This window comes from Mycobacterium sp. (genome assembly GCF_035274705.1).
Classification (GTDB): domain Bacteria; phylum Actinomycetota; class Actinomycetes; order Mycobacteriales; family Mycobacteriaceae; genus Mycobacterium.
Genome location: NZ_DATENY010000047.1, coordinates 1 through 16969, shown reverse-complemented (window position 1 = coordinate 16969; position 16969 = coordinate 1). Strand labels below are relative to the sequence as shown.

The window sequence follows — 16969 nt, the reverse complement described above, 5'->3', positions numbered from 1 at the left end:
GATTAGCGGTGCGTGAAGTTCGCGGGGCGCTTCTCGGTAAAGGCGTTCATGCCTTCCGTTTGATCATCGGTAGCGAATGCGGAGTGGAACAGCCGTCGCTCGTAGAGCAGTCCCTCGGCCAGGGTGACCTCGAACGCCCGGTTCACGGCCTCCTTGGCCATCCGCGATGCCGACAGCGACATGCCCGCGATGGTCTTGGCGACCGCATTGGCCTCCTCGAGCAGCTTGTCGGCTGGCACCACACGCGAGACCAGTCCGGCGCGTTCGGCCTCTTCGGCGTCCATGTTGCGGCCGGTCAGGATCAGATCCATGGCCTTGGCCTTGCCGATCGCGCGGGTGAGCCGCTGCGAGCCGCCCATGCCCGGCAGCACGCCGAGCTTGATTTCGGGCTGACCGAATTTCGCGGTATCAGCGGCGATGAGCAGGTCGCACATCATCGCCAGTTCGCAGCCACCGCCCAGCGCGTAACCGGCGACTGCGGCGATGGTGGGCGTGCGGGTGGCGGCGAACTTGGCCCAGTGGGCGAAGAAGTCGGCGGCGAACACGTCGGCGAACGACAGGCTGGCCATCTCCTTGATGTCTGCGCCTGCCGCGAACGCCTTCTCGTTGCCGGTGATGACGATGGCGCCGATGCCCTGATCGTTGTCGAATTCGGCTGCGGCCGTGGTGACTTCGTGCATCACTTGACTGTTGAGCGCGTTGAGCGCCTTGGGCCGGTTCAGCGTGATGGTACCGACGCGCTCGTCGCGGGTGACCACAATGGTGGAGAAGCTCGTCTCGTCGTTCATCTCTCGAACTCCAGTTCGCGATCGGCCGGCGCGAAATAGGCCTCGACGTCGGCGGTGGTGACGGCCGCCAGCGACGCAGGCGACCATTTCGGGTTGCGGTCTTTGTCGATGACTTGGGCGCGGATGCCCTCCACTAGATCATGCGAGTGCAGCGATCCGCACGACGTCCGATACTCCTGGCGCAGCACGTCTTCGAGCGTGTCGAGTTTGGCGGCGCGGCGAACGGCCTCGAGCGCCACCGACACCGAGACGGGCGAGCGGCTGGCGATCAGGTTGGCGGCGTCGTTGGCGGGACCCGCATCGTGTCCGCGCAGTGCCGCGACGATGTCCTCCATGGTGTCGCCGGCGTAGCAGTGGTCGATCCAGTCCCGCTGTGCCAGCAGCTGACTCGGCGGCGGCTCCTGCGCGTGCGCGGCCAGCGCCGCGTCGATGCCGTCGGCGGTGATCGCGTCCGTGAAGTCGGTCAGTTTGTCGTGGGGCACGAAATGGTCGGCGAAGCCAAGGGCGATCGCGTCCGCGCCGTCGAACTGGGCGCCCGTCAGCGCGGGGTGATGACCGAGCAGTCCCGGTGCGTGGGACAGGATGAGCGTGCCGCCGACGTCGGGAATGAAGCCGATACCCACTTCTGGCATCGCCATTTTGGTGGTGTCGGTGACCACGCGGACACTGCCGTGGGCGCTGACCCCGACACCGCCGCCCATCACAAAGCCGTCCATCAACGCCACATAAGGCTTGCTGAACCGACCGATCTGCGCGTTGAGCAGATACTCGTCGTACCAGAACCGCCGCGCCTCGGAGCCGTCGGCGCGCGCGCTGTGATAGATCACCACGATGTCGCCGCCGGCGCACAGGCCGCGCTCGCCGGCGCCGGACAGCACCACGGCGCGGATGGCGTCGTCGTGCTCCCAGTCGGTCAGTACCTTCGACATCGCGTTGACCATCGAGTGGGTCAGCGAATTGATGGCCTTCGGACGGTTGAGGGTGAGCAGGCCGACGCCGTTCTCGACAGTTACTAGGACATCCTCGTTTTCCGTCACGAGTAAGCAATGTAGATCGTCACCCCTGCCGCGCGCTGCCCGGGTTAAGGTTTTCTGTGAATGACCCGGTAAGACGGGAACCGCCTGAGGGTCGTGATCGTTGACTCTGTGTTCGCCACAAATGTCGAACCACAGCACTAGGAGAGGAACCGACGGTGCGGGAGACCAGCAACCCGGTATTTCGATCCCTGCCTAAGACGCAGGGCGGATATGCGCAGTTCGGTACCGGAGCCGCCGGCTACGGTGCACAGGCAGTACATGCCGATCCGTACGCGACGCAGTACCCAGAGCAGCAGCAGGTCGGGGTTTCTCGGCCGCTGACCGTCGACGATGTCGTCACCAAGACCGGCATCACACTGGCCGTGCTGGCAGCGGTGGCAACCGCGTCTTACTTCTTGGTCGCACAGAACCTCGCCCTGGCCACGCCGTTCCTGATCGTGGGCCTCATCGGCGGGATAGCGCTGCTTCTGATTGGAATCTTCGGCCGCAAGCAGGACAGCCCGGCGATCGTCTTGGGCTATGCCGCGTTCGAAGGCCTGGTACTTGGCGCGATCTCGTTCATCGTGGCCAATCTGCAGGTGTCCGGCATCAGCGCCGGCGCCCTGATCAGCCAGGCCGTTGTGGGCACGTTCGGCGTGTTCTTCGGCATGCTCGTCGTCTACAAGACCGGCGCGATTCGCGTCACGCCGAAGTTCACCCGCTTCCTCGTCGCTGCGGGCTTTGGCGCCGTGGCGCTGATGCTCGTCAACCTGGTGGTCGGGCTGTTCACCCACAGCGCAGGACCGCTGCGCGACGGTGGCCCGCTGGCGATCCTCTTCTCACTCTTGATGATCGGCCTGGCCGCGTTCTTCTTCCTGTCGGACTTCGACGAGGCCGACAGGGCGATCCGCGCAGGCGCGCCGGAGAAGGCTGCGTGGGGCATCGCGCTCGGCCTGACCGTGACGCTCGTGTGGCTCTACCTCGAGATCCTGCGGCTGCTGAGTTACTTCAACAGCGACTAGCCTTCGCGCGAAAAAGCCCGGCACGAAAACGTGCCGGGCTTTTTTCGTTTGCGTCGAAACTGCTAACAGATCGCGATTCATCCACAAATAGCGATCTGCCCGCAGTTTCGCGGGCGCCGGCCGGGCGAGAGTTGGTTCATGACGATCCTCAACTTTCCCTTTGTCGGCAGCGAGGCAGTGGCGCGCGGGCTGGTTCGAAAGCACGAGCTTCGAGCCCGGTACCGCGCTGAGTTTCCCGATGTCTATGTGCCTAAGGGCATGCCACTCACGATCTACGACCGAGCCAAGGCCGCATGGTTGTATTCGCATCGAGAAGGTGTCATTGCGGGACTGACGGCGTCTGCTCTACACGGCGCGAAATGGGTGGACGATGAGCTTCCAATCGAGCTGATCTGGCCTAACGCCAGGCGTCCCCGTGGACTTCGCACCTACGACATGCGGCTCTGCTCGAACGAATTCTTCGAGTTCGGCGAAATGCGTATCACTACTATCCAGCGCACTGCATTCGACGTCGGCCGCCGCGGTCGGCTCGACGACGCCATCGCACGCCTCGAGGCGCTTGGAAACGCAACCGGCTTCAAGGCCGACGAGATATTGGCGGTCGCCGACGCGCACCGCGGCGCGCGTGGGATACGTCAACTTAGGGCGGCACTGGACCTCTATGACCCAGGCGCGGCGTCACCGAAGGAAACGTGGTTGCGGCTCTTGGTAATTCGCGCCGGGTACCCGCGGCCGCGGACTCAGATACCGGTGCTTAGCCCCGATGGCCGTCGGTGGTATTACCTCGATATGGGCTGGGAGGATCTGATGCTCGCTGTGGAATACGACGGTGAGCAGCATCGCGTCGATCCCCGTCAGTTCGCCCACGACATCCAAAGATCCGAGGACCTCGACGAGCTCGGCTGGACGAGGGTGAGGGTGGTCAAGGAGAACAGGCCAGCCGATGTTTTGCGTCGAATTGAGCGATGCTGGTCCTCGAAACTGCTGACAGATCGCGAAATTTCGTGAAATCGCGATCTGTCAGCAGTTTCGGCGAAGTGAATGAATTAGCTCAGGCGCTCCACGATCATCGCCATGCCTTGGCCGCCGCCGACGCACATCGTCTCCAGACCGAACGTCTTGTCATGTGTCTGAAGGTTGTTCAGCAGCGTGGCGGTGATACGCGCACCCGTCATACCGAACGGGTGCCCCAGCGCGATCGCACCGCCCGACACGTTGAGCTTGTCGTGATCCATACCCAGCTCGCGTGCCGAGCCGAGCACCTGCACGGCGAACGCCTCGTTGATCTCGTAGAGGTCGATGTCGTCGATCGTCATGCGCGCGTTCGCAAGCGCCTTGCGGACGGCCTCGATCGGACCGAGCCCCATGATCTCCGGTGACAGCCCGGACACGCCCGTCGCGACGATGCGCGCCAAGGGCTTCAGCCCAAGTTCCTTCGCCTTCTCGTCGGAGACGATCACCACCGCGGCGGCGCCGTCGTTCAGCGGACACGCATTGCCTGCCGTGATCGTGCCGTTCGGCCGGAACACCGGCTTCAGTTGGCTGACCGCCTCGTAGGTGGTGCCCGCACGCGGGCCGTCGTCCTTGGCGACCGTCGAGCCGTCGGGCAGCTTCACCGGCACGATCTCGCGCTCGAAAAAGCCGCTCTTGATGGCCTCCTCGGCGCGGTTCTGGCTGCGCACGCCCCAGTGGTCCTGTTCTTCGCGGCTGATGCCGGTGAGCAGCGCGACGTTCTCGGCGGTCTGGCCCATCGCAATGTAGACATCCGGCAGCACGTCGTCCTCACGCGGGTCATGCCACTCGTCAGCGCCCGCGGCCGCCTGCGCAGAACGTTGCTCGGCGTCGGAGAACAGCGGGTTGTGCGAGTCCGGCCAGCCGTCCGACGTGCCCTTCGGGAACCGCGAAACGGTCTCGACCCCAGCGGAAATGAACGCGCTGCCCTCACCGGCCTTGATCGCGTGGAACGCCATCCGCGTGGTCTGCAGCGACGACGAGCAGTACCGGTTCACCGTGGTGCCTGGCAGGAAGTCGTAGCCCAGCTCGACGGCCACCGCGCGGCCGATGTTGAATCCGGCCTCGCCGCCGGGCTGCCCGCAGCCCATCATCAGGTCGTCGATCTCGCGCGGATCCAGCGCAGGCACCTTGCCCAACGCCGCACGCACCATCTGGGCGGCCAGATCGTCGGGCCTCATATCGACAAGTGAACCCTTGCCGGCGCGGCCGATCGGCGAGCGCGCTGTCGAAACGATGACGGCTTCAGTCATGACGGCTCCTAAAATCGGGTGGACCGAAAAGCTTGAGTGCAACCTAGCTGGCGGGCACCACGATGGGCGCGGGGACCCCGGTCGAGCGGCGCCACAGCCTGCTGATGTTGCCGACCCGGGCCAGCAAGGACGCACCTTCGGGGGATCGCGATTCCAATGCTTCCTCGGCCATCGGGTGACCGACGAACTCTCCCAACGCTTTACCGAGTGCCGGCAGCAACTGGTTGGCCGCCAACGCGTATCCGGCGGCCGAGGGGTGGAACATGTCATGGCTGAACAGCACTTCGGGCATCTTGCGAAAGTCCGGTGCCAGCAGGTCGGAAAACGGAACCGGGACGCCGCCGGCCGACCGTACGGCCGACGACTGCGCGCGAGCCAAGCGCAGCCCGCGGCTGCGCGTCACCCACCGCAGCGGCTGCGGGATCGCGGTGATCACGCCGAAATCCGGGCAGGTGCCCACGACGACGACGGCGCCCGCACCGCGCAGCCTCCGCACCGCCCGCCCCAGTCGACGTGCCGAGGGCCCGATGCCATTCGGCTTGGTGATGTCGTTGGCGCCGATCATGATCACCGCCGCATCCGGCGGCGGACCGGCGACGAACATCGCGTCGATCTGGCCTGCCAGACCCCTCGACGTCGCGCCGACGATCGCTTTGGTGCTCAGCCGTATGCGTTTTCCGGATTCTTCGGCCAGCCCCCGCGCGATCAGCACGCCGGGCAGCTCGTCGGCGGCCTGGCAGCCGTATCCGGCGGCGGTGGAGTCGCCGAAGATCATCAGGTGCAGGTCGAACGGCATCCCGCGGTACCAGCGCTCGACCGGACCGCCGCCCGCCGAGTACACGCCATCAGCGCGCGGCGGGACGTCCCATGACTTGGGTATGACTCGTCGGGCCCGGTCAGCCTGCCCGCTCAGCAGGTTGCGGGCCCCGACGTAGGCGGAGCCCGTTGACGCGAGTCCGGCCGCAGCCGCCAGGGCGATCGTCGACCGACGCCCAACACGTATGCCCACGGCGACAAGTTTATGTGGGAATCGCCGGTCCCATCCGCGTGGCAGACGCGATCAGCGGTCACGTTGCGGTATCAAGTCCGGTATCGATTTCGACAAGTTGATTGTTGAACTGGTTGTAGGGTGTCAAGCTAACCGAGTTGGGTTAGCCCAGTAAACCTGGGGCGCCCCGGCACTACGACGGCGTAGGAGTGGTGGCGATGACGGCACCGAGCAAAGTACCCCGAACGTATCGTGCTGGAGTCAGCCCAGCTAGGCCGCGTAAACCGCGCAAATTTCCCGTCAGTGACGGCGCCCCTGTAGAGGTTGTCGAGGACGGTCCCAGCCTCGCGGGACGGCTTGTTGCGCTCGCGGCTCTGCTAACTATTCGGCCGACTCTAGCTATCGGTAGCCATGCGCCACGGCTTCCGTGGCCATGGGGTTTGGTCGACTTCGTCGCGCGCGTCCTGCGGCCCGCCCCGGGCACCGTTCGCGCCACCATTTCTTTGCCGCACTGCACGGCGCAGCTGGTCCGCGCCGGTGGAGTGCTTCCCGCCGACGGCAAGCGCAGCGTCATCGTCTACATGCACGGCGGTGCGTTCCTGACGTGCGGCGCCAATTCACACGGCAGGTTGGTCACCGCGCTGTCGCGCTACGCCGACAGCCCCGTGCTGGTCGTGAACTACCGGATGATCCCGAAACACTCGGTCGGCATGGCGCTCGACGACTGCTACGACGCTTACAAGTGGCTGCGCCTGAAGGGCTACGAGCCAGACCAGATCGTGCTGGCCGGCGACTCGGCCGGCGGCTACCTCGCGTTGGCGTTGGCCGAACGGCTGCAGGCTGAGGGCGAAGAACCCGCCGCGATGGTGACGATGTCGCCGCTGTTCGAGATCGACAACGAGACCCGAGCAAACCACCCAAACATCCGCAGTGACGCGATGTTCCCGCCGAAGGCTTTCCACGCGCTGGTCGAGCTGGTCGAAGAGGCTGCCGAACGGCACATCGTCGACGGCAAGCCTGAAGCGGTCTACGAGCCGCTCGACCACATCGAGCCAGGCCTGCCGCGGACCCTGATCCACGTTTCCGGTTCTGAGGTATTGGTCAGCGACGCCCGCAAGGCCGCCCACATGCTGGCCGCCGCCGGGGTGCCGGTCGAGATACGCGTCTGGCCCGGCCAGATGCACGTATTCCAGCTGACCGCGCCCGCGGTGTCCGAGGCGTCCCGATCACTCAAGCAAATCGGCGACTACATCCGAGAGGCCACCTGGTAGAGCGCGGCCGGAGGCCGCCTGACTACGCCGTTGCGCGCCTGAGACGATGGACGCATGCGCATCGCCAGGCACGTCAGTGAGCTCATCGGCAATACCCCTCTGGTGCAGCTGACCTCGGTCGTGCCCGAGGGTGCCGGCACTGTGGCGGCCAAGATCGAATACTTCAATCCGGGCGGCAGCGCCAAGGATCGCATCGCGGTCAAGATGATCGATGCCGCCGAGGCGAGCGGCGAGCTCAAACCGGGCGGCACCATCGTCGAGCCGACGTCCGGCAATACAGGCGTCGGGCTGGCCCTGGTCGCCCAGCAGCGCGGCTACAAATGCATCTTCGTGTGCCCAGACAAGGTCAGCGAGGACAAGCAAAATGTGTTGCGCGCCTACGGCGCTGACGTCGTGGTGTGCCCGACGGCTGTACCACCGGACCACCCGGACAGCTATTACAGCGTGTCCAATCGTCTGGTCGAAGAGATCGACGGCGCGTGGAAGCCCGACCAGTACTCCAACCCGATGGGGCCGGCCAGCCACTACGAGACCACCGGACCGGAAGTGTGGGCCGACACCGACGGCAAGGTCACCCATTTCGTTGCCGGTGTCGGTACCGGCGGCACGATCACCGGCGCCGGCCGCTATCTCAAAGAGGTGTCCGGCGGGAAGGTGCGCATCGTCGGCGTCGACCCCGAGGGATCGGTGTACTCCGGCGGCACCGGCAGGCCGTATCTGGTCGAAGGCGTGGGCGAAGACTTCTGGCCGTCGGCGTACGACCCCGCCATTGCCGACGAGATCATCGCTGTGTCCGATTCGGATTCGTTCGATATGACCCGGCGGCTGGCGCGCGAAGAAGCGCTGCTGGTCGGCGGTTCGTGCGGCATGGCCGTCGTGGCGGCGATCAAGGTTGCGGAGCAGGCGGGGCCCGAAGCACTGGTGGTCGTGCTGCTGCCCGACGGCGGAAGAGGTTATCTCTCAAAGGTTTTCAACGACGCGTGGATGTCGTCGTACGGGTTCTTGCGCAGTCGCCTCGACGGGTCCGTCGAGGAGTCCACCGTCGGCGACGTGCTGCGCGGCAAGTCCGGCGCGCTGCCCGATCTGGTGCACACCCATCCGTCGGAAACCGTGCGCGACGCGATCGGCATCCTGCGCGAATACGGTGTGTCGCAGATGCCGGTCGTCGGTGCGGAACCGCCCGTCATGGCGGGCGAAGTCGCCGGCAGCGTGTCGGAGCGAGAACTGCTCTCCGCAGTGTTCGAGGGCCGCGCGAAGCTCGCCGACGCAGTCGCCCAGCACATGAGCCCGGCGCTGCCGCTGATCGGAGCCGGCGAACTGGTCAGCACCGCGGCGAAGACGCTGCGTGAATGCGACGCGGTGATGGTCGTCGAAGAGGGCAAGCCGGTTGGCGTGTTGACCCGCCACGACCTGCTCGGATTCCTATCCGACGCCAACACGCGTCGCTAGCCGCGTGATCCGAACGGTGGACGGGTATTTGGGGCCTGCGGACTGATGATCGACATCCGCTAGAAAGCCCTGCTATCGGCTACCTCTCAGGTTAGGGTTAGCACGCTCGTTGCCAGCTAATACATCACTGGAAGGCGTCATGACCGATCAACCGCCACCACCCCCTGGTAACTACCCGCCCCCTCCGTCCCCACCAGGTGGGTATCCGCCGCCTCCTCCGCCGCAGGGTGGCGGTTATCCGCCGCCTCCGCCAGGTGGTGGATACCAGGCGCCACAGGCCACTGCGGGATACCCGCCGCCGGCTCCGAGCGCGGGGCCGGGGTTGCCGACCGACGCGTATACGCCATGGCTCACGCGCGTGTTCGCATTTCTGATCGACTACATCCCTGTCGCGATCATCGAAGGCATTGGCTTTGGCCTCTTGCTCGGCACCAGGGAGACGGTGTGTCTGACGGACACGTCGGAATACGACCTCGGCGAGTTCTGCGCCACCGGTGCCTCTACACTCGGCCAGGTGTCCATCGGCATCGCATGGATACTGTCGCTCGTCTACATCATCTGGAACTACGGCTACCGCCAGGGCACCACGGGCTCGAGCATCGGCAAGTCGATCATGAAGTTCAAGGTGGTGAGCGAAAAGACGGGACAGCCAATAGGTTTCGGCATGTCCATCGTCCGCCAGCTCGCCCACATCATCGACGGTGCGATCTGCTACATCGGCTACCTGTTCCCGCTGTGGGATGCCAAACGGCAGACGATCGCCGACAAGATCATGTCCACGATCTGCTTGCCGCTGTAGCGAGGCAACATGACTGATCAACCGCCTCCGCCTCCGCCCGGAGGCTATCCGCCGCCTCCGCATCAGGGCGGCTATCCACCGCCACCGCACCAGGGCGGCTATCCGCCGCCACCGCACCAGGGCGGCTATCCGCCGCCGCCATCGGGCGCGGCAGGCTACCCAGCGCCGTCCGCGCCGGCGGGGGGGTTGCCGAAAGAGGCCTATACACCGTGGATTTCGCGTGTTGGCGGCTATTTGATCGACATCGTCCCTGCAGTTATCGTCGCCGGCATCGCCCAGGGCATCGCGTTCGGTACGGCCGACAACCAGTGCGTCAGCAGCGGCGGCGAGTACGACTACGGCGTCTACTGCACGTCGAACTTCTCGGCGTTTGGTGTCATCCTGATCGTGCTCGCGTACATCGCGGTCTTCGTCTACTCCATCTGGAACTGGGGCTACCGGCAGGGCAAGACCGGCCAGAGCCTGGGCAAGTCGGTGATGAAGTTCAAGGTGGTCAGCGAAAAGACATGGCAGCCCATCGGTTTCGGGATGTCCATAGTTCGTCAGATAGCTCACATCGTCGATACGGTGATCTGCTACATCGGGTGGCTGTTCCCGCTGTGGGACGCCAAGCGGCAGACGATCGCCGACAAGATCATGTCGACGGTGTGTATACCGCTGAATCCGCAACCGCTGCCGCCCGGTTCGCAATCACAATTGAATCCGCAACCATTGCCACCGCGGCAGTGAGCGGACATAGGAAGGGTCAATGACCGAGCAACCGCCTCCGCCAGGGAACTACCCATCACCGCAACAAGGCGGCTACCCGCCGCCGGGTGGCTATCCACCGCCCCAACAAGGCGGGTATCCACCACCGGCGGCCGGTGCTTATGCAGCGCCTCCCCCCGGTGGCGGCTACGGCCCGCCGCCATTCAGCGTCGGCGACGCCTTCTCCTGGGCGTGGAACAAGTTCACCGGCAACGCCGCCGCGCTCATCGTCCCAACGCTGGTGTACGCCTTGGTCGTTGGCGTTCTGTACGGCATCGTCTACGGCCTCGCGTTCGCGTTGGCCCCGGACAGTGTCACTACGTACGACTCTTACGGCGGAGGCTTCGAGTACTCAGCGAGTAGCTCGTTCGGCTTTGCCAGCATCGCCGTGTTGGTTCTGGGCGGGCTAGTGCTGCTGGTCGTGGTCGCCGCGATCCAATCGGCCTATCTCGCAGGCGTGTTGGACATCGCGAACGGGCAGCCGGTGTCAGTCGGGTCCTTCTTCAAACCCCGAATGGTCGGCAGTGTCATCCTCGCGACGCTGATCATCGGCATTGCGTCGATCATCGGTTCGTTCTGCTTCATCCTTGGCATCGTGATTTCCATCTTCACGCTGTTCGCGACTGTCGCCATTGTCGACCGTGGTCTTTCGCCGATTGACGGCATCAAGGCGAGCATCGACATCACCAAGGCGAACTTCACCCAGGTGCTTCTCACGTGGCTTCTGGCGGGCGTGATAGCGATCGTGGGTGCGCTGGTGTGTGGTATCGGGTTGATCGTCGCCGTACCGGTCGCCGCACTATTCGTGGTGTACGCCTACCGTCATCTGACTGGTGGGCAGATTGCGGCGCTCAACCCGCAGCCGCTGCCGCCACAGCCGCCACAGTACGGCTCGCCACAGCAGTAACGCGGCTCATCGGAAGGCGCTGATTCCGGTCAGCGCCTCTCCGATGACCATCTGGTGTACCTCGGACGTGCCCTCGTAGGTCAGCACGGATTCCAGGTTGTTGGCATGCCGGATGACGGGGTACTCCAGTGTGATCCCGTTGGCGCCCAACAATGTCCGGCACTGGCGGGCGATCTTGATCGCTTCGCGGACGTTGTTGAGCTTGCCGAAGCTGATCTGCTCGGGCCGGATGCGTCCGCCGTCCTTGAGCTTGCCGAGGTGCAGCGCCAGCAGTTGGGCCTTGCCGAGTTCGACGGCCATATCGGCGATCTTGGCTTGCGTCAGTTGATATCCCGCCAGCGGCTTGTCGAATACTTCGCGGGTGCCGACATAGTCCAGCGCGGTCTGCAGGCAGTCGCGCGCGGCGCCGACACTGCCGAACACGATGCCGAACCGAGCCTCCGACAGGCAGCTCAGCGGTCCGGACAGTCCGTTCGCATCGGGCAGCTGGGCGTCGGCGGGCAACCGGACATCGTCGAGGTGCAGCTCGGACGTCACCGACGCCCGCAGGGACAGCTTGTGCGTCATGTCGCGCGCGGTGAAGCCCGGCGTGCCCGCCGGCACGATGAACCCGATGATGCCTTCCTTGGAGCGGGCCCACACGATCGCGATGTCGGCGACCGTCCCGTTGGTGATCCACATCTTCGATCCGTTGAGGATCCAGTCCGACCCGTCGCGGCGCGCGGTGGTCCGCATGCCCGCAGGATTGGATCCGAAGTCTGGCTCGGTGAGCCCGAAGCAGCCGATGACGTCGCCAGTGGCCATCGCCGGCAACCACTGGTTGCGGTGCTCTTCGCTGCCCCAGCGGTAGATCGCGAACATCGCCAGCGAACCCTGCACGGACACCAGGCTGCGCAGCCCGGAATCGACCGCCTCGAGTTCCTGGCAGACCAGCCCGTAGGCGGTGGCGGTCGAGCCGCCGCAGCCGTATCCCTTCAGGTGCATGCCGAGCACGCCGAGCTTGCCGAGGTCTGCGGCGAGCTCCCGAACCGGTACCTCGCCGGCCTCGAACCAGTCGGCGATGTGCGGGCGCAGTCGCTGCACGCCGAACCGCCGGACCGTCTGGCGCAGCTCGATGTCCTCGGGTGTGAGTAGCGAGTCAAGGTCGAGCAGGTCGTCGACCTTCGTGGTACCGGACATGCCCCATGTCTACACCGATGTGGGCGGCCGGATTGCGGTTGGTTTGTTGCGATCGACAACGGTAAGGAGGTCGCGTAGCCGAATACTCTATTCCGCTCTATAGCACAGGCAGACAATGAATCCGGCGTACGCGGCGGTCGCCTGGGTGCTTGGAGGGGAGCTATCGATGTCCGAATCACAACCATCCGCTGTCCCAGACCGAGACGTCGCGGTAGAGCGCTGCGAAGTCTGCATCGTGGGGGCTGGCATCGCCGGACTCAACGCACTCTTCGTCGCCAGTCAATACCTGTCTCGCGATCAGAAAGTCGTCTTGATCGACCAGCGGGAACGTGTTGGCGGAATGTGGGTCGACGCCTACCCGTACGTGCGACTGCACCAGCCACATCCCATGTTCACCGCCGGGAACATCGAGTGGACTCTGGGCCAGGACCGTTCCTACTTGGCGACGAAGGGTGAGGTGCTTGACCACTTCGCCTACTGCCTCGATGTGATCAAGCGGCGCATCCACGTCGACGAGTTCTTCGGCTGGGCGGTCGAGTCGCACGATGAGATCGACGGGATCGTGCGGGTCACCTGCACATCATCGGGTGGCCGGCGCCTTGTAGTCGAGGCGAAGCGACTCGTCAAGGCCTTCGGCTTCCAATCAAAGCCGAACCAGCCGCTCGAGATCTCCAGCGAGCGCATATTGTCGGTGGCTCCTGACTTCTGCGATATGCGATGCGACGAAATGCGCGCCAGCGACACCCCGGTGTGGATCATCGGCGGCGGCAAGACCGCAATGGACACCGCGCACGCGCTGATCACCGAATACCCGGGCCGTGAAGTGAACCTCGTGGCAGGTTCGGGAACGTACTTTCTGAACCGCGACCGCATACTTCCCGCCGGGGCTGGGCGATGGTGGCGGGGCAAGACCTTCAGCAGCCTCGCTCTGGAGGTGACGCGTCGTTACGACGGCACCAACGAAACAGCCGTCAAGAATTGGTTCCGCGATACGTACGGCACCTGGTTAACCCCCGAAACAGGCAACTTCCTGGTGGGCCTGCTCTCGGAATCCGAGAACACGACGATCGCCTCCGGTCTGAACGACGTGATCATGGACCATCTTGTGGATGTCATCGACCGCAATGGCGAGACCGATCTGGTGTTCCGAAGCGGGTCCACCAAGGCGATTCAGCCGGGCAGCTGGATCGTCAACTGCACGGGATATTTCAAGTACGACGACCGTCCTTACGAACCCTACGTTTCCCCGAGCGGTGCGGTGCTTTCCATTCAGCCGCGTTCCATCACACTCCAATTGACGTCGGTCATGGGCTATTTCATGACGCACCTTCTAATGCTGGGCAAAATCAGGGATATTCCGCTGTATGAACTCGATGCGATGGAGTTGCGGAACAAATCGAATGCGGCATTCCCGTTCACACTCTTTACACTCGCCATGTACAACTTGAGCCTCATCACCGGACGCATCCCCAACAAGGCGTTCGCCGAGTGCGGAATCGACGTCAACCGCTGGTATCCGCTGCCACGGCGCATGGTGGACACAGCACAGTTCATGCTCATCCACCGTCGCGAACGCGACCACCAGCGACACACTCTCGACACCGTGCGGGAACGGTTCGATGTTCGGTGCGGCCCGGTGGTACGAGCAGCTGGTTAACGTTGACCGGCGACGGGGTGGGCGGCGAACCACTCCAGCAGCAGTTCGGCCGCCTTGTCCGGTTGTTCGTCGAGGATCCAGTGCGAGACGCCCTTTAGTACCTCAAAACGGTACTCGCCGAGCACATGATCGCCCGTGGCTCGAGCACCTTTCTCGCGCAAGGCGATGTCGCCGTCACTCCAGATGAACATCGTCGGGACAGTGACCTTCTTGCCGGCGTCCCGGGTATCACTCAGCGGTATCGCGCGGTACCAATTGAGTGCGGCGGTCAACGCCCCAGGCTCGGCCATCGCCTTTGCCTCTGCTTCGGCAAGCGCTGGTGCATGCTGTGCTCTCGCCTTCTCGAGTCCGGCCAGCGTGAACGTCCCACGCCCCCGCGTCATGTACCACTCCGGTATTCGGGGCAGTTGGAAAAACAAGATGTACCAGGAGGCCAGCGCCTGTCCGCTCGTCATCAGCGCCTTCAGAAACGCGCCAGGGTGCGGCACCGACATCGCCGTCACGGTGAGCAGGCGGTCGGGAAATTCTTGAGCGACCTGCCACGCAACGGTGGCACCCCAGTCATGACCAACTAGATGCACACGCTGCGCACCACTGGCATCGATCAGCGTTCGGACGTCCTCCACAAGCTCGGAGAGGCGGTAGTCCCGACGACGCGTCGGCCGAGCGCCGGGCGAATAACCACGCTGGCGGGGAGCCAGACACCGGTATCCGTGTGCGGTCAACCGAGAGATGACCGGCTGCCACATCGTGTTTTGCTCCGGGAAGCCATGCAAAAGAACGGCCACTGGCCCGTCGGCCGGCCCCGCATCAATCACGTCGAACACGAGCTCCCCGCGACGGAACTTATCCATCGGCTCACCGTATCCCGCTGCTGCGCAGCACGGCCTCCGATCACGCATCGATACTCTGATCGGTGATGACTGAGCAACACAGGTTTCAAGGTTTAGCGACCAAGGCCATACACGCAGGATTTCGGCCCGATCCGGGCACGGGCGCCGTCAACGCCCCGATCTATGCCAGTTCGACGTTCGCCCAGGACGGCGTCGGGGGACTCCGCGGTGGATTCGAGTACGCCCGCACCGGCAATCCGACCCGCGCCGCACTCGAGGCATCGCTGGCCGCTGTCGAGGAAGCCGCATACGGGCGGGCGTTTTCCTCGGGCATGGCTGCCACCGACTGTGCGCTACGGGCGCTGCTGCGGCCCGGTGATCATCTCGTCATGCCCGACGACGCCTACGGCGGCACCTTCCGCCTGATCGACAAGGTGCTCACCAACTGGGGCGTCACGTACACGGCCGTCGCGCTGTCCGATCTCGATGCGGTACGTGCCGCCATCACGCCCGCCACCCGACTGATCTGGGTCGAAACGCCGACGAACCCGCTGCTGTCGATCGCCGATATCCGCGCGATCGCGCAACTCGCCGCATCGTCGAACATAAAGGTGTTGGTGGACAACACCTTTGCCTCACCCGCATTGCAACAACCGTTGCTGCTCGGTGCCGACATCGTGCTGCATTCGACCACCAAGTACATCGGCGGGCACTCCGATGTGGTGGGCGGTGCACTGCTGACCAACGACGAAGAACTCGACACAGCGTTCGCGTTCCTACAGAACGGCGCGGGTGCCGTGCCCGGGCCGTTCGACGCGTATCTGACGATGCGCGGGCTCAAGACGCTGGTGCTGCGCATGCAGCGGCACAGCGACAATGCCGTGCTGGTCGCCGAGTTCCTCGACAAGCATCCCGCGATCGACACCGTGTTGTACCCGGGGTTGCCGAGCCACCCCGGTCACGAGGTCGCCAAGCGGCAGATGAGCGCGTTCGGCGGCATGGTCTCGGTGCGGCTGCGGGGTGGCCTGCAGGCGGCGCGCGACTTCTGCTCGCGTACAGAGGTTTTCATTCTCGCCGAGTCGCTGGGCGGAGTGGAATCGCTGATCGAGCATCCCGGCGCGATGACCCACGCGTCGACCGCGGGCTCGCAACTGGAAGTGCCCGACGATCTGGTGCGGCTGTCTGTGGGCATCGAGGACTCCGCGGACTTGCTCGACGATCTGGAGCAGGCGCTAGCTTAGCCTCGGCAACAGACGCAAAACTGTCTACTTTTCGCGGTTTTTGGGCAGTTTTGCGTCTGCTCGCCCGGGTGCGTTAGGCGCTAGCGTAGCGCCGGTCGCACCGCCGATGCGGTGACGGCCAGATTCACCTCCGCTAGTGCGGTTGGAGATTCGTCGACCCAACTACCCATTGCGATTTCGCCCGCCCTGCCGTGTACCCACCGCCAGCCGCGGTCGTTCAGGCTCAGCAGCACGCCAAGCCCGTCGACCGCGTGCAGCAACGAGATGATCGCCGCCGTCGACGGGGCCGGCGGCGTGCGGTCGAACAACGCCGCCAGCAGCGCCGAGCGCGCATTGCTGACTCGGTCGCGGTTCGTCAACGGCCAGGCGTAGGGCTGGCTGAATCGCTTGGAGTGCAACCGAACACGCCGAATCTGGCCGGTGTACTCCAGCCAATTCGTGACATTTTCCTCGGTGTGCTTGGACAGTCGCTTGACCGCGGTTTCCGGGCGCAGCGGCTTGCGTTGCAGCAGCTCGAATGCCGGGGCGACGACGGGATCCATCGGCCCAGCCGTCGATAGCGCCACCAGCCGTCCCGGCTCGACCGGCTCGCCGGCGATCGCGGGCCGAATTCGGCACGCATATGCCAGATCGAGTAGCACGGCAGCAGACAGCACCTTTTCGCGGCGGGGACTGTCCAAGCCAGGCTGCGCGGACGCGTTATCCAGCAGCAGCAGAAAAAGATCCTCGGCGATCTGCGCCATGAGCGGACTCTAAACCGACGCGCGCCGGGGGCGCGCATCCAGCCCGCGCGCGGTGCGCGCATCCA

Annotated in this window: 16 protein-coding genes; 9 read left to right on the top strand and 7 right to left on the bottom strand. The window is 64.6% G+C overall.

Annotated elements, in window-relative coordinates:
* Window positions 1–2: 2 nt before the first annotated feature.
* Window positions 3–788, bottom strand: coding sequence for an enoyl-CoA hydratase (locus tag VJV41_RS11690; RefSeq protein ID WP_325333812.1), 786 nt, complete (start codon window positions 786–788; stop codon window positions 3–5).
* Entirely contained in the window at window positions 785–1825 is a 1041-nt protein-coding gene (locus VJV41_RS11685) for an enoyl-CoA hydratase/isomerase family protein (RefSeq protein ID WP_325333810.1), read from the bottom strand. Before VJV41_RS11685 ends, VJV41_RS11690 begins: the two co-directional genes overlap by 4 nt.
* Before the next feature lie 155 nt (window positions 1826–1980).
* Here VJV41_RS11685 and VJV41_RS11680 point away from each other — a divergent pair, with 155 nt between their 5' ends.
* Window positions 1981–2826 (top strand): Bax inhibitor-1/YccA family protein, encoded by an 846-nt coding sequence (locus tag VJV41_RS11680; RefSeq protein WP_325333808.1) that lies wholly within the window; start codon window positions 1981–1983, stop codon window positions 2824–2826.
* Between the two features lie 138 nt (window positions 2827–2964).
* Entirely contained in the window at window positions 2965–3834 is an 870-nt protein-coding gene (locus tag VJV41_RS11675; RefSeq protein ID WP_325333806.1) for a hypothetical protein, read from the top strand.
* A 38-nt stretch (window positions 3835–3872) separates the two neighbouring features.
* Here the strand turns inward: VJV41_RS11675 and VJV41_RS11670 are convergent, their stop codons facing one another.
* Window positions 3873–5090, bottom strand: a complete 1218-nt coding sequence (locus VJV41_RS11670; RefSeq protein WP_325333804.1) for an acetyl-CoA C-acetyltransferase — start codon at window positions 5088–5090, stop codon at window positions 3873–3875.
* Between the two features lie 43 nt (window positions 5091–5133).
* Window positions 5134–6099, bottom strand: coding sequence for an SGNH/GDSL hydrolase family protein (locus tag VJV41_RS11665; protein ID WP_325333803.1), 966 nt, complete (start codon window positions 6097–6099; stop codon window positions 5134–5136).
* A gap of 197 nt (window positions 6100–6296) precedes the next feature.
* On the opposite strand from VJV41_RS11665, the gene VJV41_RS11660 reads away from it, so the two are divergent.
* The 5 genes from VJV41_RS11660 (at window position 6297) to VJV41_RS11640 (ending at window position 11251) form a co-directional block, all read left to right on the top strand.
* On the top strand, window positions 6297–7349 hold the full coding sequence (locus tag VJV41_RS11660; RefSeq protein ID WP_325333802.1) for an alpha/beta hydrolase: 1053 nt from the start codon (window positions 6297–6299) through the stop codon (window positions 7347–7349).
* Window positions 7350–7403: 54 nt separating this feature from the next.
* On the top strand, window positions 7404–8798 hold the full coding sequence (locus tag VJV41_RS11655) for a cystathionine beta-synthase (RefSeq protein ID WP_325333800.1): 1395 nt from the start codon (window positions 7404–7406) through the stop codon (window positions 8796–8798).
* A 139-nt stretch (window positions 8799–8937) separates the two neighbouring features.
* On the top strand, window positions 8938–9597 hold the full coding sequence (locus tag VJV41_RS11650; RefSeq protein ID WP_325333799.1) for an RDD family protein: 660 nt from the start codon (window positions 8938–8940) through the stop codon (window positions 9595–9597).
* Between the two features lie 9 nt (window positions 9598–9606).
* Window positions 9607–10326 carry an RDD family protein gene (locus VJV41_RS11645; RefSeq protein WP_325333797.1) on the top strand — a complete coding sequence of 240 codons (720 nt, stop codon included), beginning with the start codon at window positions 9607–9609 and terminating at the stop codon, window positions 10324–10326.
* Window positions 10327–10345: 19 nt separating this feature from the next.
* Window positions 10346–11251, top strand: coding sequence for a hypothetical protein (locus VJV41_RS11640; RefSeq protein WP_325333795.1), 906 nt, complete (start codon window positions 10346–10348; stop codon window positions 11249–11251).
* A 6-nt stretch (window positions 11252–11257) separates the two neighbouring features.
* On the opposite strand, the gene VJV41_RS11635 is transcribed toward VJV41_RS11640, so the two are convergent.
* On the bottom strand, window positions 11258–12430 hold the full coding sequence (locus VJV41_RS11635; RefSeq protein ID WP_325333793.1) for an acyl-CoA dehydrogenase family protein: 1173 nt from the start codon (window positions 12428–12430) through the stop codon (window positions 11258–11260).
* A gap of 166 nt (window positions 12431–12596) precedes the next feature.
* Here VJV41_RS11635 and VJV41_RS11630 point away from each other — a divergent pair, with 166 nt between their 5' ends.
* The gene (locus VJV41_RS11630; protein WP_325333791.1) at window positions 12597–14087 is read left to right on the top strand and encodes an FAD-dependent oxidoreductase; all 1491 of its coding nucleotides are present in this window, start codon (window positions 12597–12599) and stop codon (window positions 14085–14087) included.
* Here the strand turns inward: VJV41_RS11630 and VJV41_RS11625 are convergent.
* Window positions 14084–14941 carry an alpha/beta fold hydrolase gene (locus VJV41_RS11625; protein WP_325333789.1) on the bottom strand — a complete coding sequence of 286 codons (858 nt, stop codon included), beginning with the start codon at window positions 14939–14941 and terminating at the stop codon, window positions 14084–14086. The two genes, VJV41_RS11630 and VJV41_RS11625, sit on opposite strands and share 4 nt — an antisense overlap.
* A 65-nt stretch (window positions 14942–15006) precedes the next feature.
* Here VJV41_RS11625 and VJV41_RS11620 point away from each other — a divergent pair, with 65 nt between their 5' ends.
* Window positions 15007–16161 carry a cystathionine gamma-synthase gene (locus tag VJV41_RS11620; RefSeq protein WP_325333787.1) on the top strand — a complete coding sequence of 385 codons (1155 nt, stop codon included), beginning with the start codon at window positions 15007–15009 and terminating at the stop codon, window positions 16159–16161.
* A gap of 80 nt (window positions 16162–16241) precedes the next feature.
* On the opposite strand, the gene VJV41_RS11615 is transcribed toward VJV41_RS11620, so the two are convergent.
* Window positions 16242–16904 carry a GOLPH3/VPS74 family protein gene (locus VJV41_RS11615; protein WP_325333785.1) on the bottom strand — a complete coding sequence of 221 codons (663 nt, stop codon included), beginning with the start codon at window positions 16902–16904 and terminating at the stop codon, window positions 16242–16244.
* Window positions 16905–16969 lie beyond the last annotated feature (65 nt).